The organism is Erythrobacter sp. JB1-7 (assembly GCF_057365015.1).
This window is the reverse complement of record NZ_CP200291.1, coordinates 2,190,663-2,208,617: the sequence shown is the minus strand read 5'-3', so window position 1 is coordinate 2,208,617 and position 17,955 is coordinate 2,190,663. Positions and strand designations below refer to the sequence as shown.

22 protein-coding genes are annotated in these 17,955 nt (G+C 57.9%); 17 read left to right on the top strand and 5 right to left on the bottom strand.

Translation table 11 applies throughout. The features are described from left to right. Positions 1-30: 30 nt before the first annotated feature. Positions 31-861, bottom strand: coding sequence for an HvfC/BufC N-terminal domain-containing protein (locus AC0V6W_RS10780; RefSeq protein WP_486149875.1), 831 nt, complete (start codon positions 859-861; stop codon positions 31-33). Next, on the bottom strand, positions 858-1,748 hold the full coding sequence (gene bufB / locus AC0V6W_RS10775; RefSeq protein ID WP_486149873.1) for an MNIO family bufferin maturase: 891 nt from the start codon (positions 1,746-1,748) through the stop codon (positions 858-860). Before bufB ends, AC0V6W_RS10780 begins: the two co-directional genes overlap by 4 nt. Positions 1,749-2,168: 420 nt before the next feature. Between bufB and AC0V6W_RS10770 the strand changes: the two genes are divergently transcribed. From AC0V6W_RS10770 to AC0V6W_RS10725, 10 genes are all read left to right on the top strand, one after another. After that, the gene (locus tag AC0V6W_RS10770) at positions 2,169-2,450 is read left to right on the top strand and encodes a BufA1 family periplasmic bufferin-type metallophore (RefSeq protein WP_486149871.1); all 282 of its coding nucleotides are present in this window, start codon (positions 2,169-2,171) and stop codon (positions 2,448-2,450) included. A gap of 74 nt (positions 2,451-2,524) precedes the next feature. Then, positions 2,525-2,998, top strand: coding sequence for a DoxX family protein (locus AC0V6W_RS10765; protein ID WP_486149869.1), 474 nt, complete (start codon positions 2,525-2,527; stop codon positions 2,996-2,998). Between the two features lie 13 nt (positions 2,999-3,011). Further along, positions 3,012-3,542, top strand: a complete 531-nt coding sequence (locus AC0V6W_RS10760; protein ID WP_486149867.1) for a sigma-70 family RNA polymerase sigma factor — start codon at positions 3,012-3,014, stop codon at positions 3,540-3,542. A gap of 1 nt (position 3,543) precedes the next feature. Further along, positions 3,544-4,200, top strand: a complete 657-nt coding sequence (locus tag AC0V6W_RS10755) for an NrsF family protein (RefSeq protein ID WP_486149865.1) — start codon at positions 3,544-3,546, stop codon at positions 4,198-4,200. A gap of 168 nt (positions 4,201-4,368) precedes the next feature. After that, entirely contained in the window at positions 4,369-5,544 is a 1,176-nt protein-coding gene (gene ispG / locus AC0V6W_RS10750; RefSeq protein WP_486149863.1) for a flavodoxin-dependent (E)-4-hydroxy-3-methylbut-2-enyl-diphosphate synthase, read from the top strand. Continuing rightward, positions 5,541-6,062 carry a thioredoxin family protein gene (locus AC0V6W_RS10745; RefSeq protein ID WP_486149861.1) on the top strand — a complete coding sequence of 174 codons (522 nt, stop codon included), beginning with the start codon at positions 5,541-5,543 and terminating at the stop codon, positions 6,060-6,062. The genes ispG and AC0V6W_RS10745 overlap by 4 nt, the downstream gene beginning before the upstream one ends. 36 nt (positions 6,063-6,098) lie before the next feature. Continuing rightward, on the top strand, positions 6,099-6,275 hold the full coding sequence (locus AC0V6W_RS10740) for a ribbon-helix-helix domain-containing protein (protein ID WP_486149859.1): 177 nt from the start codon (positions 6,099-6,101) through the stop codon (positions 6,273-6,275). Positions 6,276-6,363: 88 nt separating this feature from the next. Beyond that, a complete protein-coding gene (locus AC0V6W_RS10735) occupies positions 6,364-6,759 on the top strand; it encodes a type II toxin-antitoxin system RelE/ParE family toxin (RefSeq protein ID WP_486149857.1) in 396 nt (131 codons plus the stop codon). After that, positions 6,705-7,619 carry a histone deacetylase family protein gene (locus tag AC0V6W_RS10730; protein WP_486149855.1) on the top strand — a complete coding sequence of 305 codons (915 nt, stop codon included), beginning with the start codon at positions 6,705-6,707 and terminating at the stop codon, positions 7,617-7,619. Before AC0V6W_RS10735 ends, AC0V6W_RS10730 begins: the two co-directional genes overlap by 55 nt. 36 nt (positions 7,620-7,655) lie before the next feature. Then, positions 7,656-8,228 (top strand): retropepsin-like aspartic protease family protein, encoded by a 573-nt coding sequence (locus tag AC0V6W_RS10725; protein ID WP_486149853.1) that lies wholly within the window; start codon positions 7,656-7,658, stop codon positions 8,226-8,228. Positions 8,229-8,247: 19 nt separating this feature from the next. Here AC0V6W_RS10725 and AC0V6W_RS10720 read toward each other — a convergent pair whose 3' ends face one another. Then, positions 8,248-8,931 carry a hypothetical protein gene (locus AC0V6W_RS10720; RefSeq protein ID WP_486149851.1) on the bottom strand — a complete coding sequence of 228 codons (684 nt, stop codon included), beginning with the start codon at positions 8,929-8,931 and terminating at the stop codon, positions 8,248-8,250. Between the two features lie 78 nt (positions 8,932-9,009). Here AC0V6W_RS10720 and AC0V6W_RS10715 point away from each other — a divergent pair, with 78 nt between their 5' ends. From AC0V6W_RS10715 to AC0V6W_RS10705, 3 genes are all read left to right on the top strand, one after another. Next, complete coding sequence (locus AC0V6W_RS10715; RefSeq protein ID WP_486149849.1) at positions 9,010-10,467, top strand: NAD(P)-binding protein; 1,458 nt, start codon at positions 9,010-9,012, stop codon at positions 10,465-10,467. Positions 10,468-10,554: 87 nt separating this feature from the next. Continuing rightward, complete coding sequence (locus AC0V6W_RS10710) at positions 10,555-11,268, top strand: murein L,D-transpeptidase catalytic domain-containing protein (RefSeq protein WP_486149847.1); 714 nt, start codon at positions 10,555-10,557, stop codon at positions 11,266-11,268. Positions 11,269-11,271: 3 nt separating this feature from the next. After that, positions 11,272-11,790 (top strand): hypothetical protein, encoded by a 519-nt coding sequence (locus AC0V6W_RS10705; protein ID WP_486149845.1) that lies wholly within the window; start codon positions 11,272-11,274, stop codon positions 11,788-11,790. On the opposite strand, the gene AC0V6W_RS10700 is transcribed toward AC0V6W_RS10705, so the two are convergent. Further along, on the bottom strand, positions 11,787-13,163 hold the full coding sequence (locus tag AC0V6W_RS10700) for a L,D-transpeptidase family protein (RefSeq protein WP_486149843.1): 1,377 nt from the start codon (positions 13,161-13,163) through the stop codon (positions 11,787-11,789). The two genes, AC0V6W_RS10705 and AC0V6W_RS10700, sit on opposite strands and share 4 nt — an antisense overlap. A gap of 37 nt (positions 13,164-13,200) precedes the next feature. Here AC0V6W_RS10700 and AC0V6W_RS10695 point away from each other — a divergent pair, with 37 nt between their 5' ends. Then, positions 13,201-13,350, top strand: coding sequence for a hypothetical protein (locus tag AC0V6W_RS10695; RefSeq protein ID WP_486149841.1), 150 nt, complete (start codon positions 13,201-13,203; stop codon positions 13,348-13,350). A gap of 30 nt (positions 13,351-13,380) precedes the next feature. Beyond that, positions 13,381-14,286 carry a DMT family transporter gene (locus tag AC0V6W_RS10690; protein WP_486149839.1) on the top strand — a complete coding sequence of 302 codons (906 nt, stop codon included), beginning with the start codon at positions 13,381-13,383 and terminating at the stop codon, positions 14,284-14,286. Positions 14,287-14,373: 87 nt separating this feature from the next. Here AC0V6W_RS10690 and AC0V6W_RS10685 read toward each other — a convergent pair whose 3' ends face one another. After that, positions 14,374-14,538, bottom strand: coding sequence for a hypothetical protein (locus AC0V6W_RS10685; protein WP_486149837.1), 165 nt, complete (start codon positions 14,536-14,538; stop codon positions 14,374-14,376). 223 nt (positions 14,539-14,761) lie between these two features. Here AC0V6W_RS10685 and acnA point away from each other — a divergent pair, with 223 nt between their 5' ends. Further along, entirely contained in the window at positions 14,762-17,434 is a 2,673-nt protein-coding gene (gene acnA, locus AC0V6W_RS10680) for an aconitate hydratase AcnA (protein ID WP_486149835.1), read from the top strand. Then, on the top strand, positions 17,391-17,951 hold the full coding sequence (locus tag AC0V6W_RS10675) for a rhodanese-like domain-containing protein (RefSeq protein ID WP_486149833.1): 561 nt from the start codon (positions 17,391-17,393) through the stop codon (positions 17,949-17,951). Before acnA ends, AC0V6W_RS10675 begins: the two co-directional genes overlap by 44 nt. Positions 17,952-17,955: the final 4 nt, after the last annotated feature.

The window sequence follows — 17,955 nt, the reverse complement described above, 5'->3', positions numbered from 1 at the left end:
CGCCGAGGAGAGAGGCGCGGGGCCATCAAGTCAAGCGCTGAATGCCGCGATCAGCCCCTCGCTTAGCCATCCGCCAAGCATCGCGCCTGCCTGCATGGCGGCGGCCTGGATGGCTTCCTCGTCAGGATTTTCGCCCGCGATCAATCCGATAACATCGCCATAAACCGCGCCATCGCGCATGGCGGCAAAGGCGCGGCCTTGTGCCTCATCAACCATCAGAAAGGTGGGCCGCTCCCCCTCGCGCCACACCAGACAGCCGCGCGTGGCTGGGCCTGAAAGCTGCGGCGGTCCCTCGCTCCCCTCCTCCAGCGATCGCCACAGCGCGCCAAGGTCATAATGCACGATGCGCGCAGCAGAGCCGGGGAGGAATTGCAGGCAAAGCCCGGCCCATTGCTCATCACCGAATTGCTGAGATCGCTCGGCAAACTCCGCCGCGCTGACAGGCGCTGTATCCGCCGCTCGCGATGCTTCGAGCATGGACCATTCGAGCCAGGCGATCTCAGCCACTTCGGGATTGTCGCCGAACAGGTCTGCGCAGGTAGCATCAAAGCCTGCGCCCACGCGGTCAATCGTCCAATGCGAAGACGGATGGGCAAGCGCGTGGTGAATGCTCGCCTGACGGAACGCATCTTCCCCGGCATAGCGCGCCGTGCGTTCATAGGTGGCGGCAATCGCGTCCATAACAGCAGAGCGGTAATTGCCGCGATAAACGCCCATGCCGGCGGCTTGAGAATTGCCCCATCCCTCGGGAAGCGGGGCGCTGTCATCCAGAATCGCGCGCATGAACGCCGCCTGTGTCTCCGCGAGGTTTACGGCAGGGTTGTCGCCAGTGGTTTCGGAGGGGTTGTCCGAAGGGCTCATGCAGGCTCCAGCATCGCGGCTTGATCCGCGATCCCGCGCGCGCGGTCCAATTCGCTCAGCAATTCGCCCAAAGCGGGGATATCGGCATCGCGCTCAATCATGGTCGCAACCGGGCCGCGCAGCATTTCGAGAGCTTTGGCATACAGCGCCCACACGCCATCATCCACCGCCCGGTCATGCGTGTCGATGATGATATCGCGGTCCGCCGTCGCCGGATCGTGGCCTGCAAGGTGGATCTGGCGCACCCGGTCCAGCGGCAGACCTGCCAGATAATCGCCAGCAGAAAAGCCATGATTGGCAGCGGAGACATAGATATTGTTCACATCCAGCAGCAGATAGCACCCCGTGCGCCGCGTCATTTCAGTGAGGAATTCCCACTCCGCCATCTCATCACCAGGAAAAGTGAGATAGCTTGACGGGTTTTCAAACAGCATTGCGCGGCCCAGCGCATCTTGGGCTGCATCAATGTTTTCGCACACCACATCCAAGGCCGCCTGGGTCAATGGCATAGGCAGCAGATCATGGCTGTTATGCGCGCTGGTGCGGGTCCAGCACAGATGATCAGACACCCATAAAGGCTCAATCCGGTCCGCCAGCATACGCAGTCGGGCAAGATAATCCTTATCCAGTCCGCCAGCCGAACCGATTGACATCGACACCCCATGCAGGATCACCGGATAAAGCGCGCGCGCCTCCTCCAGAATGCGCAAAGGCCGGCCGCCATCTGTCATATGGTTTTCGCTGATCACTTCGAGAAAATCTACCGGCTGCTTATTGATAGGCGCCTGCTGCCCATCTGCCGCATCCAGAAAATCGGCGTAATGCTCTGATCGCAGACCCAGACCGAAGCCGTGAAATCGGTCAATCGTAAGGGATGAAGATGTCATGCAGGCGTCCTTACAGCATTTTTGCAAAATCGGCAGCTCGGCGGACCTGTCATATACCTCGCCCCAGTGCGCGCCGTGTGTGGGTGGGGGTCAGTTTCGCGGCGCAAACAGAGGCAGCCCGCCAGACTGCCTGACACAGCGCAAATAGGGCCAGGTAAGGCCGCCCTTCAGCGCGGTATCTGATAAAGTGTTCGCGATTGCCCCTGCACGCGTTACACATAAACATCGAAAGGGGGCATCGAAGGGGGGATCGGAGGAAGAAAAATAAAGGACCCAAACACGGCCCGATCGCGGGCAGATTGGCGCTAATTTCAAAAAAGTTGAAACCTGCTTGTAACCCATCGCGGCATTGCGGCGAATTGCCAAATAGCTGCGGCACACTTGCCGAGCGCAAGATAGATGAAATTCAGGAGACGACACATGAACACCAAGACAATCGCCAATTTCGCAGGCCTTGCATTGACCGCAGGCATCGCCGCTGGCCTCACCGTAACCCCGGTTGCTGCTCAGGGCGCGAAAGAAAAATGCTACGGCGTTTCAAAAGCCGGCAAGAATGACTGCGCCGCCGGCCCCGGCACAAGCTGCGCTGGCACATCGACTCGCGACTGGCAGGGCAATGCCTGGAAATATGTCGACAAAGGGTCATGCGTCAAAATCAGCACGCCCAAAGGCAAAGGCTCACTCAAGCCGCTTAAGCGATAAAACCGATTGGCCCGGGAAAGCGGCGCATCAGGCAAATTTGGCGCCGCTTTCCAAGGGCAGCATAGGAGGACACAATGAACACCATCATTTCAATGTATCGCGGTTTGGTCGGCTTTTTGTCGGGCAAATTTATGGAAAGCGTCGGATTGCTGCTTGCACGCATTGCACTCGCGCTGATTTTCTGGCGGTCGTACAAAACGAAAGTCGTTGAAGGCACGTGGTTCGAAATCGACGAGATCCAGTACTTCCTGTTCGAAAATGAATTTTCAGGACTGCCAATCCCAACCGATCTGGCGGTTCCCATGGCAACCTATGCCGAGTTTGCATTCCCGCTGCTGCTGTTTGCGGGCCTTTTCACCCGGTTCTCTGCGGTTTCGTTGATGATTATGACTTTGGTGATCCAGTTTTTCGTATTCCCGACAGCGGATCATTTCTGGGGTTGGGCGATTACACCTATAGCTTTGGCTTTGGTGCTGATCTCTCGCGGTGGCGGACTGTTTGGTCTTGATCGGATTTCTGACCGATTGTTCGCCTCGAAGGCCGGGTAAGCGGGTTTAGGCCATGATCGCCGACGAACCCACTCTGGCTCGCCTCATGGTGGCAGCACAAGACGGCGATAAAGCCGCCGCCAATGTGCTGCTCACCGAGGTGGGCGTTTGGCTGGAGCGGTATTTTCGCCGCCGAGTGCCCCCTCATCAGATCGATGATCTGGTGCAAGAGGTTCTCATCGCGTTTTATACAAAGCGCGCCACATGGGACCCAAAGCGCGCCTTTCTGCCATGGCTGGCAGCCATTGCGCGGTACCGGTGGGTCGATCATTTGCGCAAAGTTTACAAACACGATGCGTCAGAATTGATGGAAGATGATGCGGTAGAAGACAGCGACGAAGAAGTTATCATGGCCCGCGTCAGTCTTGATAGATTGTTCAAACACTTGCCTGACAATCAGGCCGAAGCGATTGAACTGGTTAAAATTGGCGGATTATCGATCCGCGAAGCGTCTGAAAAAACCGGGCAAAGCGAAAGCCTGGTGAAAGTGAATATCCATCGCGGCCTCAAGAAACTGGCCTCTTTGGTAGAGAAAGCTGACTGATATGGAAAAGTATTCGAGCACAGAGACATTGGTCGCAGCACTCGCTGACGATCTGACACCTGTGAAACGTGTGAAACCTGCCGAAGGCGCAGCTTTGATTGCGTTTGCAGCGGTCATTGCCGCTGTCGCATCCATCGCCGTTTATGATTGGTGGGATGGCCTTTTGACAGGCGAAGCATCGGGCTATTTCCTGATCACGCATGGATTGCTGCTGGTGGTTGGCATTGCCAGCACTGCGGCCATGGTAACGAGCGCCATGCCCCGGATCGGGATGCGTGCCAGCGCGCCGCTGTGGGGTGCGATCATGCTCTCCATTCTGCCTTTGGGCGCGATTATCAGTCTGACAACTGGCGAAGGCCACGATCATGCCGCCGAAGGGCTGAACGATCCGGTCGCATTTATGTGCACCACCGCCTCGCTGGCCGCAGCGGCTTTGGTGCTGGTTGCATCGGTGATGTGGCTCAGACGCGGCGCGCCTGTATCGATTGAACGCTCCTCCTGGCTTGCAGGGCTGGCAGCGGGATCGCTTGGCACTTTGGCTTACGGGATCACCTGCCCGCTCGACACTTTCTCGCATGTCGGACTGTGGCACATCGCGCCCGTAGCGATTGCCGCCGTGATTGGCCGGATTGTGGTCCCGCCGCTGATCCGCTGGTAGGTTTCCTACCCGTTGCACGCTGTGGTAGATGGGCGGCCATGTTCAGGGTCGCAATTTTGCAGCAAAGCCTTCATATGAGGCGCGTGAGGGTGACTTGCGCGCCCCATCGCTTTTTGTTTCCAGGACCGTGTAACATGCGGTCCATGCTTCAGGTTGAAGGCCAATAGTATGAACGCGATCCGCCCATGGCGCACGATTGAACGCCGCGAATGCCGGCAGATCATGGTGGGCAATGTGCCCGTTGGCGGCCTTGCGCCGATCACGGTGCAGACGATGACGAACACGCCGACAGAGGATGCGGCGGCAACGATTGACCAGATCCGCCGATGTGAGGATGTGGGCTGCGACATCATCCGCGTCTCTTGCCCCACCCAAGAGGCAACAGCCGCCTTCCCGCTCATCACCCGAGCCGCCAACATCCCGGTGGTGGCCGACATCCACTTCCACTACAAACGCGCTTTGGAGGCAGCCGATGGCGGCGCCGCCTGCCTGCGCATCAATCCCGGCAATATCGGATCATCGGACCGGGTTGCCGAAGTGGTCCGCGCCGCCAAAGCCAATGGCTGCGCGATCCGGATCGGGGTGAATGCGGGCAGCCTCGAGAAAGACCTGCTTGAGAAATACGGAGAGCCCTGCCCCGAAGCCTTGATTGAAAGCGCATTGGATCACATCAAGCTGCTGCAAGATCACGACTTTCACGACTTCAAGGTTGCCGTCAAAGCGTCCGACGTGTTCCTGGCGGTTGCCGCCTATCACGGCCTTGCCGATGCGGTCGATTGCCCCTTGCATCTTGGCATAACAGAGGCTGGCGGGCTGATCGGGGGAACGGTGAAATCCTCCATCGGCATGGGATCGCTGCTGTGGGCAGGGATCGGCGACACGATCCGCGTATCGCTGTCGGCTGAACCTGAGGAAGAGGTCAAGGTCGGCTATGAGATGCTCAAAGCCCTGGGCCTGCGCACGCGCGGTGTGCGCGTAGTGTCATGCCCCTCGTGCTCGCGTCAGGGTTTCGACGTGATCCGGACGGTGGAAACGCTGGAAAAGCGCCTTGAGCATATCAAAACGCCGATGTCGCTGTCAGTGCTGGGCTGCGTGGTCAATGGCCCGGGCGAAGCGCGCGAGACCGATATCGGCCTCACAGGCGGCGGCAATGGCAAGCATATGGTCTATCTGTCCGGCATGAAAGCGCATGCGATTGAGGATGAGGATATGCTCGATCACATCGTGAAACTGGTCGAAGACAAAGCCGCCGCGATTGAAGCGGGCGAAGCGGTTGCGTTCGATCCGCATGCTCAAGAGCAGAAGACGCCTGCCCCTGAGACGGCAACCGAGGCAGCTGAATGATCAAGGCATTGCTAGCCGGAGTGCTCGCAGCCCTACTGCTGGGCGGCGGAGTCGCACTGGCGAAAGTCGCTGGCGGCGAGGCGCATGACTATCCGGAGGCCGAGGCCTACACCGTATCCGAGGATGCAAACGCCCATGTCGATGCGGCTTTGGCTCGCGCGGGCGAAAACGGCAAGCGCGTGCTGTTGGTGATGGGCGCAAACTGGTGTCATGATAGCCGCGCTTTGGCGGGTTGGCTTGGGACGCAGCGGTTCAAAGCGCTGATCGCTGACCGCTACGAGCTGGTCTATGTCAATGTCGGCATGCCTCAATCAGGCGATGGCCATAACCTAGCCATTGCCCGCCGCTTTGGCCTCGAGGATCTGCCCGGCACGCCCAACCTGCTCGTGCTGAGCGCTGATGGCACACTGCTAAACCCCGACACCGCAACCAGCTGGCGCAATACGGCCACCCGCGAAGAAGACGCGATCTATGATGAGCTTTCCATGCTTGCAGGCGCGCCAGCCAACACATCCTGATTGCCGGCGGTAGGAATTAGTGCTACCAATAGACCTATGGGCAAAATCGAAAAAATCTCCGTATCGCTAACCGAAGAATTGCTGGCCGACGTGCAAAAAGCCGTTGCCACCGGAGATTACGCATCCACCAGCGAAGTCGTGCGCGAAGCTTTACGCAATTGGAAAGAGCACAAGCAAAAAAAGAAGCCACCATTGCTGAACTGCAATCGCTGATCGCAGAAGGTGAAGCGAGCGGGTATCGACCTTACAATGGCGTTGAGACGCTGATTTCACGTAAGCGATTGAGGAAAATGGAAGGTCAATGACCTTTCACATTGAGTGGTCGTCTGCCGCCGAAAATGACCTTGAAAGAATCTGGGATTACTACGCGACCTACGATGAAAAAGCCGCTGAACGAAAAGTACGCGCCTTTGATGCAGCGGTTCGTTTGCTTGGCGAAACGCCTAAAATGGGCCGGATACGTTCGGATTTAGCGCCTAGTATCCGATCGGTCGGTAAAGAGGGATTTTTGATCCTATACAAATTTTTTGAGCTGGAAAGTCGGGTGGCTATCATTCGCGTGGTTCACCAACGTCAAGACATTACTGCGCTCTTCAACCAGGGCCTTCCCCAATGCTGCACGTCGTCCATCATGCCGACTACATGGCACCCCAACCAACGCGGGGCACGTTCAAGTTCGACAAGTATCAGCTTGTGATGGAGGAATTGCGGGCGAGCGGAGAAGCGATGACCGAGCACGCGCCTCTCCCCATGCCGCGCGATTGGCTCGAAGCAGTGCATGACCCGGCCTATGTCGAAGAGGTCTTCACCGCCCAAGTTCCGCCCGAAAAGGAACGCCGTATCGGCTTTCCAGTGACGGAGCGTATCAGAGACCGCGTGCGCCACACCAATGGCGGCACATGGCTGGCGGCAAAGCTTGCGATGCGGCACGGCTATGCCGCAAACTCAGCGGCGGGCAGCCATCACGCGCTGAGCAATACCGGCGCGGGATATTGCGTGTTCAACGATCTGGCGGTCGCTTCCAACCGCTTGATCGCACAAGGCGATGCGCGCTCCATCCTGATCGTCGATCTTGATGTGCATCAGGGCGATGGCACGGCCAGCCTGACCGCCGGGCGCGAGGATATCGTCACTCTGTCGCTTCATGCAGAGCGCAATTTCCCGGTGCGAAAAGCGCGCTCTGATTGCGATGTGCCTTTGCCCGATGGGCTGGATGATGATGGCTATATGGCAGAGCTCCAAAGGCACCTGCCACGCATGCTGGATGATGCCGCGCCCGATCTGGTGCTGTACCAGGCGGGCGTTGATCCGCACCGGGATGACAGGCTGGGGCGGCTGGCGCTTACGGATGAAGGACTTGCCCGGCGCGATGCCTATGTGGCGCAAGAGGTGCGCGCACGCGGCGTGGCAATCGCATCCGCGCTAGGCGGCGGATATGGCGATCCGCATGAGGTCGCCGCTCGCCATGCGCGCTCCATGCTGACGATGGCGCAAGTGAATGCTGCCTTTCCGCTTGGCGCGCTGACAGGTGACCGCGCGAATAAAGAAACGCTTTAGAGTGCCTTAAGCTTCGCGCCCTAAAACGGCGCTACGATGCTTGAACGGGTGATCATATTGGCTGCGGCAATCTGCGGCTTTGCGGTGCTGGTTGTGCCTTCGGGTGATGACGCTGGCGAAGGAGCCGCCCCAGCCCCATCATCTGCAAGCTCATCACCGTTTTCCGGGTCTTCATCTGAGCCTTTCACAGGGTCAGGCAACAAGACATTTGCGTCGAAATCAGGCAGCGGCAGTTTTGGCGGGGAGCACACTCTTTCGCGCGAAGGCGATGGGCATTTCTATGCCGCCGCCAGCATTGATGGCGCGCGCATGCGCATGCTGGTTGATACCGGCGCATCGGTGATCGCCCTGACAGCGGATGATGCAAGATCGGCGGGCGTGCATTGGAATGACGGCGATGTCCGCCATATCGGATCCGGTGCAAGCGGGGCGGTTTACGGCGTTCCGGTCACTCTGCGCGAGGTGGAAATAGGCGGCATGGTCAGGCGCAATGTCGAAGCGGTCGTGATCCCGCGCGGGCTTGGCATATCGCTGCTGGGCCAATCCTATCTGTCGCAGATCGGCGCGGTTGAAATTTCGAACGATGAGATGATTATGCGCGCGGATTAACGCCGGTTATCGCTACCTACTAAAAGTAGATGTCGATGTAATCGGTGAGACGATCGCACCATTCAAATTCGCGCAGCCGCCAATATTTGCGGTTCTGCGTGATGCCAAACCGCCAACCCCTTTTGCTCATATTGCAAAGCCGGTCAGCATTGGGCGCGCCCAGGATTTTGATCGTCCCGTCATAGATAAAATAATCGGTGCCGATTTCGGTGATGAACCCTTCGATCTCCATGCGTTCGCCAGGTGCCCCCTCTTGCCCGCCCATAAGCAGCCAATAGCCATCCTCATCCACCGCAACCCAGGTGGGCCCGCGTTCCTCCCAGCCAATCCATTGCACGGTGATGCCAGTGTTGCCGAACAGCCGCTCTGCCATGGCGGGGTCGAGGATTTTGGTGGGCTGCGCGGGCATTTCAGCGGCTTCGACTGTGACTGTGCTGGGCGTGTCCGTGCGGCTGCTACGAGTGATCGCAAGTTTGCGGTATTCGATTTGGGGCGCAGGCGCGACCGTTAGCGGCTTGGCAAGCGGGTAAGCCGGTGCAGCTGGTTCAGCCGTGCTGGCCGCAGGAGCCGCTTGCGCCGCGGCCGGCGCGCTTTCAGGCCCGCCGACAGCCGACGCGCAGCCGCCCAGTGATCCAAACAACGCTCCAAACAGCGCCGCAAGCAACAGCGGCGGACCCATTTTCGCAAGGTTATCTGCAACCATTTCACTTTCCCCCATATCGCATTTCGCCTAGCAGCATCGCAGCGCATCAGCGCACTATAAAGACAGGATAGACGCGATATGGCTGAGCTGGAAACCGATTATCTCGTGATTGGCGCAGGCGCTGTCGGATTGGCTTTTGCCGATACGCTGCTTGATGAAGATCCCGATTGTCACATCACCATCGTTGACAAACACGCGCGGCCCGGCGGGCATTGGAACGATGCCTATCCCTTTGTCGCTTTGCACCAGCCCAGCGCAACATACGGCGTCAATTCGATGGAGATGTGCCCCGACCGGGTGGACACACAGGGCCACAATGCGGGCATGTATCCGCTGGCCAAGCATGCGGAAATCCTCGCTTATTATCACACGCTGATGATGGACCGGCTGATCCCGAGCGGGCGCGTATCCTATCACCCGCTCACTGCCTATGAGGGCGGCGAAGCAGGCACGCACCGGGTCAAAGGCATTTTGTCCGGCGAAGAGACCACCATCACCGTCCGGCGCAAGCTGGTGGATGGCACATTCTTCAAAACCAGCGTTCCTGCGACACACAAACCTGCTTTTGAAATTGAGCCAGGCACCCGGTTTGCAACGCCCGGTGATTTGCCCGCTTTGTGGCAACAGGCCGATAATCTGCCCGATCACTATGTCATTATTGGCGGCGGCAAAACCGCGATGGATACAGGCGTATGGCTGCTGGAGGCGGGCGTTAAGCCGGATTCCATCGGCTGGGTGCGCCCGCGCGATAGCTGGATGTTCAACCGCAAGCTGTTGCAGCCTGCCCATGCCAATCTGGAAGGCTTGATCGAATTTCAGGTCGCCTTGGTTGAAGCCGCCAATGCGGCTGAAACCGGTGATGAGATGTTCGCGCAATTGGGTGAGCGGGGGGTGATGCTGCGGCTTGATCCGCAAATCACGCCCAAAATGTTCCACTTTGCCGTCATTTCAGAGGCTGAGGTTGCGCTGCTGCAAGGCATTACGCAGGTTCATCGCCAAGGCCGCGTGACCCGCATCGCGCCGGGCACTATGCACTTTGGCGGAACCGTAGCGAGCGTGCCCGGCAATACGCTCTTTATCGATTGCACCGCCAGCGCCGTCCCGTTTGAAGCGCGCGGCAACATTCGCCCGTTCTTCGATGGCGACCGGATAACCCTGCAACTCGCGCAGGCCCCATTCGTCCCCTATTCCGCCGCGCTGGCCGCCTTTGTGGAAGCGAATTTTGAAACCGATGCGGAAAAGAACAATCTGCTGCCCCCTGCTCCGCTGACCGATACGACAGACACCTATCCCTATGCGGTGATGTCCAATTTGATGAGCACGGCAATCCTGTCCGGCAATGAGAAAACCAACGCCTTTAATGCGCGCAGCCGCTTGCATCCGACAGGGCCAGCCATTGCCAAAATGATGGCGGAAGGCGATCCGCGCCTTGCCCAATTCAGCCAAGTCGGCGCAAAAATCCGCGACAATATGCCCGGCGTCATCAAGCTTGGGATGAAAGCCAAAGCGATCCATGAAGGAGAGCTTGCCGCGTAAATGTCCCGATCTGGGAAAATACCTGTGCAAGGTGGACCTATTTTCCGTTCACGGGAACCTCATCACTGGGCTATATATTGGTAGATTATGAACCGACGCGATTGTCTTAAAGGTGCTTTGGCCGCAGGAGCCGCGTTATCGCTGCCTGCCGCTTTGCCTGCCAAACTGGCCGCACAGCCTGCCAAGGGGTCTGTGCGAGATCGCAAATTGTTCGAAATTGCCGCGCGCGAACTGGCGCGGGTGGGCGACAATATCTGGAAACGCGATATTGTTGGCATTGCCGATTACGGCCTGCATTCTGCGCTGCCGCGCTTTCACTTCGTCAATCTGAATTACGAAGAGGTGGAAAGCTATCATGTCGCCCATGGGCGCGGGTCTGATCCTGAACATGATGGCTGGCTCAACAATTACTCCAATGTCGAAGGGTCCAATGCGACAAGCAAGGGCGCCTATGTGACGTGGGAATGGTATCAGGGCCGCTATGGCACATCGGTGCGTCTGGGCGGGCTAGACCCCACGAATGAGGCTGCCTTGCGCCGCTATATCGTGATGCACCAGGCCAAATATGCAGAGCCATCGCATGTGGCGCGCTGGGGGCGGCTGGGCCGCTCCAATGGCTGTTTCGCGCTTGGGGCAGAGGATTTCAGGAAAGCGCTGTTGCAGCTATCAGGCGGGCGGATGATTTATGCCGACAGTTTGGGCCTGATGGAAGACGGCAGCCTGGCGCGCGGGCCGCAATATGAAACGCTGCGCCCCGATCAGCCGACAGCAGCGCAAAGATATGCGCCGGGGACGTTTTAGGGTTTGGTTTATCGGCCGAGTACTGCAAAGTTCGAGCTTGATGTTGGATCGGTGCTAGTAGGCATCTTGCCCGCAAGCTTTCAGGCTTCCTTTATCGGAAGCACGCTCTCAGTTCTCTATGTCATTGGATTTGCCGCGGTCACCGGCGACGGCATAGAATTTTCTGCAATATCTCAAGCTTTTTCGGGTCTCGTCGGAACTGCTTTGGTTTTGATTATAGCAATCAGTATCGGGGCAGCATTTTGCGCGTTCTACATCACAGCGATTGGCGCCCCTGTTGCGTTATGGCTAAGAGAAAAAATCGAGATACCGCGATCATCAATCACGGCAATTGTGACAGCAATCGGAGCCGGAGCGTTTGCGACTTACCAGATTTTTGGAGGTTTGGCCGCTAGCGAACCGATAGATAATTTTCATCTGGTTGCGCTAATCGCAGTCTACGCAATTCCGGCTGGCTATTTTTACCGCCAAGCTATCATTACTTCGCGTAGCTTTAGTCCATTGAACCATGGCGAAACTTAATCCCCCGCCAGCGGGTTATTCTCAATCACAATCACCTCGTCGGTAATTTCATAGCTGCGATCGCGTTCGCGGGGTTTGTCGAGGCTCGCGAGCACGGGCGCATCGCGGTTGTAGATATCCTTGAACGTCGCCATTTCGCCATTCACATCGGTCGCCATGGTGAAATAGGTTATATACGCCGGCACTTTACGCTCGTTCATCACCTTAGTGTATTTGCCTGAAGTGGAGATTTCGACCGCTTCTTCCTTGGTTGCGCCTTTGCCAAGGATCGCCACCATCATCGCCACTTCCAACGCGCTTTCGGTGCGGATGCAGCCATGGCTGAGCGCGCGGTTCTCGCGAGCGAACAGATGGCGCGACGGCGTATCATGGAAGAAAATCGCGTGGCGATTGGGCATCTCCAGCTTCATCCGGCCCAGCGAATTGGTCGGGCCGGGCTGTTGCACCACCGAAATCCAACCATTTGCGCCGCGCGTTGCCTTATATCCCTTTGCCTTTGCCCAGCCGGGATTGCTGAGCACGCGCTGGCCCAGCCCTTCGCCTTTGACGATGGACTGGGGAACGGTCCAAGTGGGGTTGAACACCACGCCTGAAACATCCTCTGCCAATTGCGGGGTCGCGGTGCGGCCGGGTTTACCGACGATGGTCCGGTAGCTCTTGATGATCTTGTTGCCCACGGTCAGCCGCAGCTGATATTCGGGCACATTGGACATCAGATAAACCTTGCCCAGATCGCGCCCGAGCCAGCGCCAGCGATCCATATTGGCGCGGATCAGCTTGCGTTTGGCTGTGTCGGTTTCCGCCGTGGCTGCCAGCGCGGCCTTTAATTCGGCGTAATCGGGATGAACCGGGTTCAGCCCCATCAAAGTGCCCGCAATATCGCCCGATGCCAGCGCTTTCGCCAGCAGGTCGCCAGTGCGATAGGTTTCGCGGTCAGGATCGACCACGAACCATTGTTCGCGCGCATCCATCGGCGTGCGGCCATCGCGCAGATCTTCGACCAGCCAGCCAAAGTTTTTAGACGCAATCTGGTTGAGTTCAGCCGACGGCGCAGAGGCAATCGCGGTTTGCAGCGCCTGAATGTCATAATCGGCTGGATCAAGCCCTTCTGCGCCAATCCCTTCGATGACGGCAATCAGGCTTTGCGCATTGGCAATGCTCCATTCCTGCACGAGCGGCGCAGCGGGTTCCAGCCCGCCCTGCACGATAGGTTCGGAGATCATAGCGGGGGCAGCGGCAGCATCATCGCCTGCTGCATTCTGCTCGCCAGCATTGTCCTGCGCCAACGCTGTTCCTGTGGCTGCAACAGAGGCCGCGCCGATCAATGCCGTCGCCGCGAAAGTGCCGTTCAATTTGCCGATCCAATTGCGCATTGCTTATTACCCGTTTTGCAAAGTCATATGGGGGTTTGTGAGTGCCAAACCCGTTTTCACGCGCGCACTCTACCCCCTGTTTACAGCCACTATCAACCACAATGCCTTTACGGGGGCTGAATCCTGCACAGTTCTGGCGGAATTGGAAAAGCACGCATACGGGGCCAGTGTTGAGCTTGGCGCGTGACCTTGAGCGCGCTCCGCGATAGGGGGCAGTATGCCTCCCAGCCCCCTCGCCAAGACCACTCCGGCACTGGCCGCTCTTGCCGCTTTTGCAGGGGTTGGGTTTTTGTCGCTGATGGATGCCTATATGAAAGAGGCCGCGCTTGCCGCTGGCGCTTATTCCGCCACCATTCTGCGATCGGCTGCCGCCATCTGCATCATTGCGCCGGTCTGGCTTGTCCAGCGCCCGAAATGGCCGGCGCGCAGCGTGATGAAGCTGCATATCGAACGCGGCGTTATCTCTGCCTTTATGGCGCTCAGTTTCTTCTTTGCGCTCACCAAATTGCCGCTCGCCGAAGCGATTGCGTTGAGCTTTATCGCGCCTTTGATAGCGCTGTATCTCGCCCGGATTTTGCTGGGTGAGGAAATCCGGCGCACGGCGATATTTGCCAGCATGCTGGGATTTGCAGGCACGCTGGTGATTGTTGGCGGGCGGATCGGCGCGGGTCAGTTCAGCCAGGATGCGGCCTGGGGGATGGCTGCTTTGATGGTCTCGGCGCTGCTTTATGCTTACAATTTCGTAGTGATCCGGCGGCAATCGCAGCTGGCAGGCCCGATTGAGATTGCGACCTTTCACAGCGGAATCGGGGGGCTGGTGCTGCTTGTCTTTGCGCCATTTCTATGGGCAATGCCGCCTGCCGAAACGCTGGGCGGGATCGGGGCTGCGGGATTGTTGACTGTGCTTGGCGCGATGGCGATTGCATGGGCCTATGCCCGCGCGCAGGCCCAAGTGCTGGTGCCAATAGAATATTCAGGCTTTGTCTGGGCGAGCATTTTCGGCTGGTTGTTCTTTCGCGAACAGGTCACATGGCCAACGCTTGCTGGCACAGCCTTGATTGTCACGGGATGCTGGATCGCCGCGCAAGCAGCGAAAGAGGAAAAGCCGGAGCAGCTGGGATAGACTAGCCGCCCCGGCATCACGCTTCCTTGGGTCAGGGGCGGAAACGTGAATTCTTCCTCAACTAATTGCGACTCCGAAAGGAGGCCATCATGGCTGCCGCTCAGCCGTTTCCAGCTCGGAGTTTGCCGCAGCAGGCGCGCTCCCCGACACCGTAATGGCAATTGTAAAGCAAAAGGAGACCATCATGATTGCAGCAAAAATGCCCGCTTTCATGCTTTCAGCATGAGTTTGCGCGGTATCCTGCTTGTTCATGGGTCCAGCCCTCCTTTATCGCCCAACAATCGCGACCGCATTACCGCGATGACGGCGCAAAGCGGTAGTAAACTCTGGTAACATGGCGCAATTGGTCCTCATCCGCATCAGACCCACTTGACCTCTTGCGTGTGAACGCGCAGGTGAATCGGGCAAATTCGCGCCGCTGGGATCAATTGGCGGTTTATGCGCATCTGATGAGAAATAAGGGATATTCGACGCTATGACAGCCATCGGCAAGGACACGCTCGCCACCCGTTCAACGCTTGACGTAAACGGTACGCAATACGCCTATTATTCGCTCGACAAAGCTGCGGCGCAATTGGGCGATGTCTCCAAACTGCCGAATTCCATGAAAGTTCTGCTCGAAAATCTGCTCCGGTTCGAAGACGAAGGTTTCACCGTCGGGCGCGAGCATATTCAGGCGATTGTCGATTGGCAGAAAAACCCCAAAACCGGCAATGAAATCCAGTACCGCCCGGCGCGCGTCCTCCTGCAAGATTTCACCGGCGTCCCTTGCGTTGTTGATCTCGCAGCCATGCGCGATGCGATCAAGGAATTGGGCGGTGATACCCAAAAGATCAATCCGCAGGTGCCCGTCAATCTCGTGATCGATCACTCAGTCATGGTCGATGAATTTGGTCACCCGCAGGCGATGGAAGCGAATATGGCGCTCGAGTATGAGCGCAATGCGGAACGCTATGATTTCCTGAAATGGGGTTCAAAGTCGTTTGAAAACTTCTCCGCTGTCCCTCCCGGCACCGGCATCTGCCACCAGGTGAACCTAGAACACATCGCGCAAGGCATCTGGTCGAGCGCGGATGAAAACGGCGAAATGGTCGCCTATCCTGACACATGCGTTGGCACAGACAGCCACACCACGATGATCAACGGCCTTGGCGTTCTGGGCTGGGGCGTTGGCGGGATCGAGGCGGAAGCCGCGATGCTGGGCCAGCCGATTTCGATGCTGATCCCCGAAGTTGTCGGCTTCAAACTGACCGGCAAAATGGCCGAAGGCGTGACCGCCACCGACCTTGTTCTTACCTGCGTCCAAATGCTGCGCGAAGTGGGCGTTGTGGGCCGCTTTGTGGAATTTTACGGCGAAGGCGTTGCCAACCTCACTCTGGCAGACCGCGCAACCATCGCCAATATGGCGCCCGAATACGGCGCCACTTGCGGCTTCTTCGGCATTGATGACAAGACCATCGATTACATGCGCCTGACGGGCCGCTCAGAGGAAAACCTCGCTCTGGTTGAAGCCTATGCCAAAGCGCAAGGCATGTGGTTTGACCCTGCGCACGAGCCGGTGTTCACCAACACATTGTCGCTCGATGTGTCGTCGGTTGTCCCAAGCCTTGCCGGGCCAAAGCGTCCGCAAGACCGCGTGATCCTTCCCGAAGTGGACGAGCTGTTCAACGGTGATCTGAAGACGGTCTACAAGAAAGACGCCCCCGTCCGTGTTGGCGTGGATGACACCGCGCATGATATTGGCGATGGCGATGTGGTGATTGCGGCGATCACCAGCTGCACCAACACATCCAACCCCGACGTGCTGATTGCTGCAGGTCTGGTGGCGAAAAAAGCCAATGAGCGCGGGATGCTGCCAAAGCCTTGGGTGAAAACCTCGCTCGCGCCCGGAAGCCAAGTTGTCACGGATTACCTTGTGAAATCGGGCCTTCAGGATGATCTGGACGCGATCGGTTTTGACCTTGTCGGCTATGGCTGCACCACCTGTATCGGTAACTCAGGCCCGCTGGCTGCGCCGATCAGCAAAGCGATCAATGGCAATGACATTGTCGCGGCATCCGTCCTTTCAGGAAACCGCAATTTCGAAGGCCGCGTTTCGCAAGACGTGCGCGCGAACTTCTTGGCAAGCCCTCCGCTCGTGGTGGCCTACGCGCTCAAAGGCACCGTTACCGAAGACATCACCACAACGCCTTTGGGCCAGGACCAGGACGGCAATGACGTGATGCTCGCCGATCTGTGGCCTTCCAATGCCGAGATTGCAGAACACCGCGCGGCCAATATTGACCGGTCTATGTTCGAAACCCGCTATGCCAATGTCTATGATGGCGATGAGCACTGGCAGGCGATCACGGTGGAACCATCCGACACCTATCAGTGGCGCGCTGGCAGCACCTATGTTGCGAACCCACCTTACTTTGAGGGCATGGGCATGGAGCCTGCGCCGGTTGAAGATATTGTGGATGCCAAACCGCTCGCGATCCTTGGCGATTCTGTCACAACCGATCACATCTCGCCTGCTGGCGCGATCAAGGAAGACAGCCCTGCTGGTTCTTATTTGAACTCCAATCAGGTCGCGAAGAAGGACTTCAACTCCTACGGCTCGCGCCGCGGCAACCATGACGTGATGATGCGCGGCACTTTCGCCAATATCCGCATCAAAAACGAAATGGTCCCCGGCGTTGAAGGCGGCGAAACCGTCTATAATGGCGAGCAAATGCCGATCTATGACGCGGCGATGAAGCACAAGGCTGATGGAACGCCGTTGATCGTCGTTGGCGGCAAGGAATATGGCACGGGCTCATCGCGCGATTGGGCAGCCAAAGGCACGATCCTTTTGGGTGTGCGCGCGGTTATCGTTGAAAGCTTTGAACGCATTCACCGGTCAAACCTTGTCGGCATGGGCGTTTTGCCACTGCAATTCAAAGGCGGCGATACACGCGAAACGCTGAACTTGGACGCGGATTGCACATTCTCGATCAAAGGCCTCGCGGATCTCACGCCCGGCCAAGATATCGAGATCGAAGCGACCCGCGCCGATGGCACCAGCTTCACTTTCACCGCGCTCTGCCGGATCGATACCGCAAACGAGATGGAATATTACCGCAATGGCGGCATCCTCCATTACGTTTTGCGCAAACTGGCAGCGTAAACCGATGAAGCGGCGCGCTTTTCTCATCGCAAGTGCGGGAATGGGCCTCGCCCTTGCTGCTTGCGCGCCGCAATCGGATGAAACGGACACCGTTCCTGACATTCTTCCGTTTCCCGAATTGGCGGCGGCAGCAAAATTGGAAGTGCGCGAAGGCCTGAGCCAAACCGGCTCAGAAATTGGCACAAACAACGGACAGCTCATCGAAATCAGCGCTGATGATTTGGCTGAGAGATTGGCAAATGAGAACATCCGGCTGATTGATGTTCGCACCCTTGAGGAAGTTGCCGAAGGCATCATCCCCGGCGCAGAGCATATCGCAATGGATCGCTTCGATCCTGCCGAGGTCGCCTCACAAGATGATCGGGAGATCGTCCTTTATTGCCGATCAGGCCGGCGTTCCAGTCTTGTCGGCGAAAAGATTGCCGCGCACACTGGTAAGCCCGCCACACACCTTGAAGGCGGCATTCTTGCTTGGAAGTCTTCGAGCAAGACGCTGATTGTTCCGGGTAAAGAATAGCCCC

What these genes read in the sequence shown, in the direction of transcription:
- AC0V6W_RS10760 (WP_486149867.1), top strand. Translation starts at nt 3,012, where the DNA reads ATGATCGCCGACGAACCCACTCTGGCTCGCCTCATGGTGGCAGCACAA.
- ispG (WP_486149863.1), top strand. Translation starts at nt 4,369, where the DNA reads ATGAACGCGATCCGCCCATGGCGCACGATTGAACGCCGCGAATGCCGG.
- AC0V6W_RS10770 (WP_486149871.1), top strand. Translation starts at nt 2,169, where the DNA reads ATGAACACCAAGACAATCGCCAATTTCGCAGGCCTTGCATTGACCGCA.
- AC0V6W_RS10755 (WP_486149865.1), top strand. Translation starts at nt 3,544, where the DNA reads ATGGAAAAGTATTCGAGCACAGAGACATTGGTCGCAGCACTCGCTGAC.
- AC0V6W_RS10745 (WP_486149861.1), top strand. Translation starts at nt 5,541, where the DNA reads ATGATCAAGGCATTGCTAGCCGGAGTGCTCGCAGCCCTACTGCTGGGC.
- AC0V6W_RS10780 (WP_486149875.1), bottom strand. Translation starts at nt 861, where the DNA reads ATGAGCCCTTCGGACAACCCCTCCGAAACCACTGGCGACAACCCTGCC.
- AC0V6W_RS10710 (WP_486149847.1), top strand. Translation starts at nt 10,555, where the DNA reads ATGAACCGACGCGATTGTCTTAAAGGTGCTTTGGCCGCAGGAGCCGCG.
- AC0V6W_RS10735 (WP_486149857.1), top strand. Translation starts at nt 6,364, where the DNA reads ATGACCTTTCACATTGAGTGGTCGTCTGCCGCCGAAAATGACCTTGAA.
- AC0V6W_RS10740 (WP_486149859.1), top strand. Translation starts at nt 6,099, where the DNA reads ATGGGCAAAATCGAAAAAATCTCCGTATCGCTAACCGAAGAATTGCTG.
- AC0V6W_RS10765 (WP_486149869.1), top strand. Translation starts at nt 2,525, where the DNA reads ATGAACACCATCATTTCAATGTATCGCGGTTTGGTCGGCTTTTTGTCG.
- AC0V6W_RS10675 (WP_486149833.1), top strand. Translation starts at nt 17,391, where the DNA reads ATGGCGGCATCCTCCATTACGTTTTGCGCAAACTGGCAGCGTAAACCG.
- AC0V6W_RS10700 (WP_486149843.1), bottom strand. Translation starts at nt 13,163, where the DNA reads ATGCGCAATTGGATCGGCAAATTGAACGGCACTTTCGCGGCGACGGCA.
- acnA (WP_486149835.1), top strand. Translation starts at nt 14,762, where the DNA reads ATGACAGCCATCGGCAAGGACACGCTCGCCACCCGTTCAACGCTTGAC.
- bufB (WP_486149873.1), bottom strand. Translation starts at nt 1,748, where the DNA reads ATGACATCTTCATCCCTTACGATTGACCGATTTCACGGCTTCGGTCTG.
- AC0V6W_RS10730 (WP_486149855.1), top strand. Translation starts at nt 6,705, where the DNA reads ATGGCACCCCAACCAACGCGGGGCACGTTCAAGTTCGACAAGTATCAG.
- AC0V6W_RS10690 (WP_486149839.1), top strand. Translation starts at nt 13,381, where the DNA reads ATGCCTCCCAGCCCCCTCGCCAAGACCACTCCGGCACTGGCCGCTCTT.
- AC0V6W_RS10715 (WP_486149849.1), top strand. Translation starts at nt 9,010, where the DNA reads ATGGCTGAGCTGGAAACCGATTATCTCGTGATTGGCGCAGGCGCTGTC.
- AC0V6W_RS10725 (WP_486149853.1), top strand. Translation starts at nt 7,656, where the DNA reads ATGCTTGAACGGGTGATCATATTGGCTGCGGCAATCTGCGGCTTTGCG.
- AC0V6W_RS10720 (WP_486149851.1), bottom strand. Translation starts at nt 8,931, where the DNA reads ATGGTTGCAGATAACCTTGCGAAAATGGGTCCGCCGCTGTTGCTTGCG.
- AC0V6W_RS10685 (WP_486149837.1), bottom strand. Translation starts at nt 14,538, where the DNA reads ATGAACAAGCAGGATACCGCGCAAACTCATGCTGAAAGCATGAAAGCG.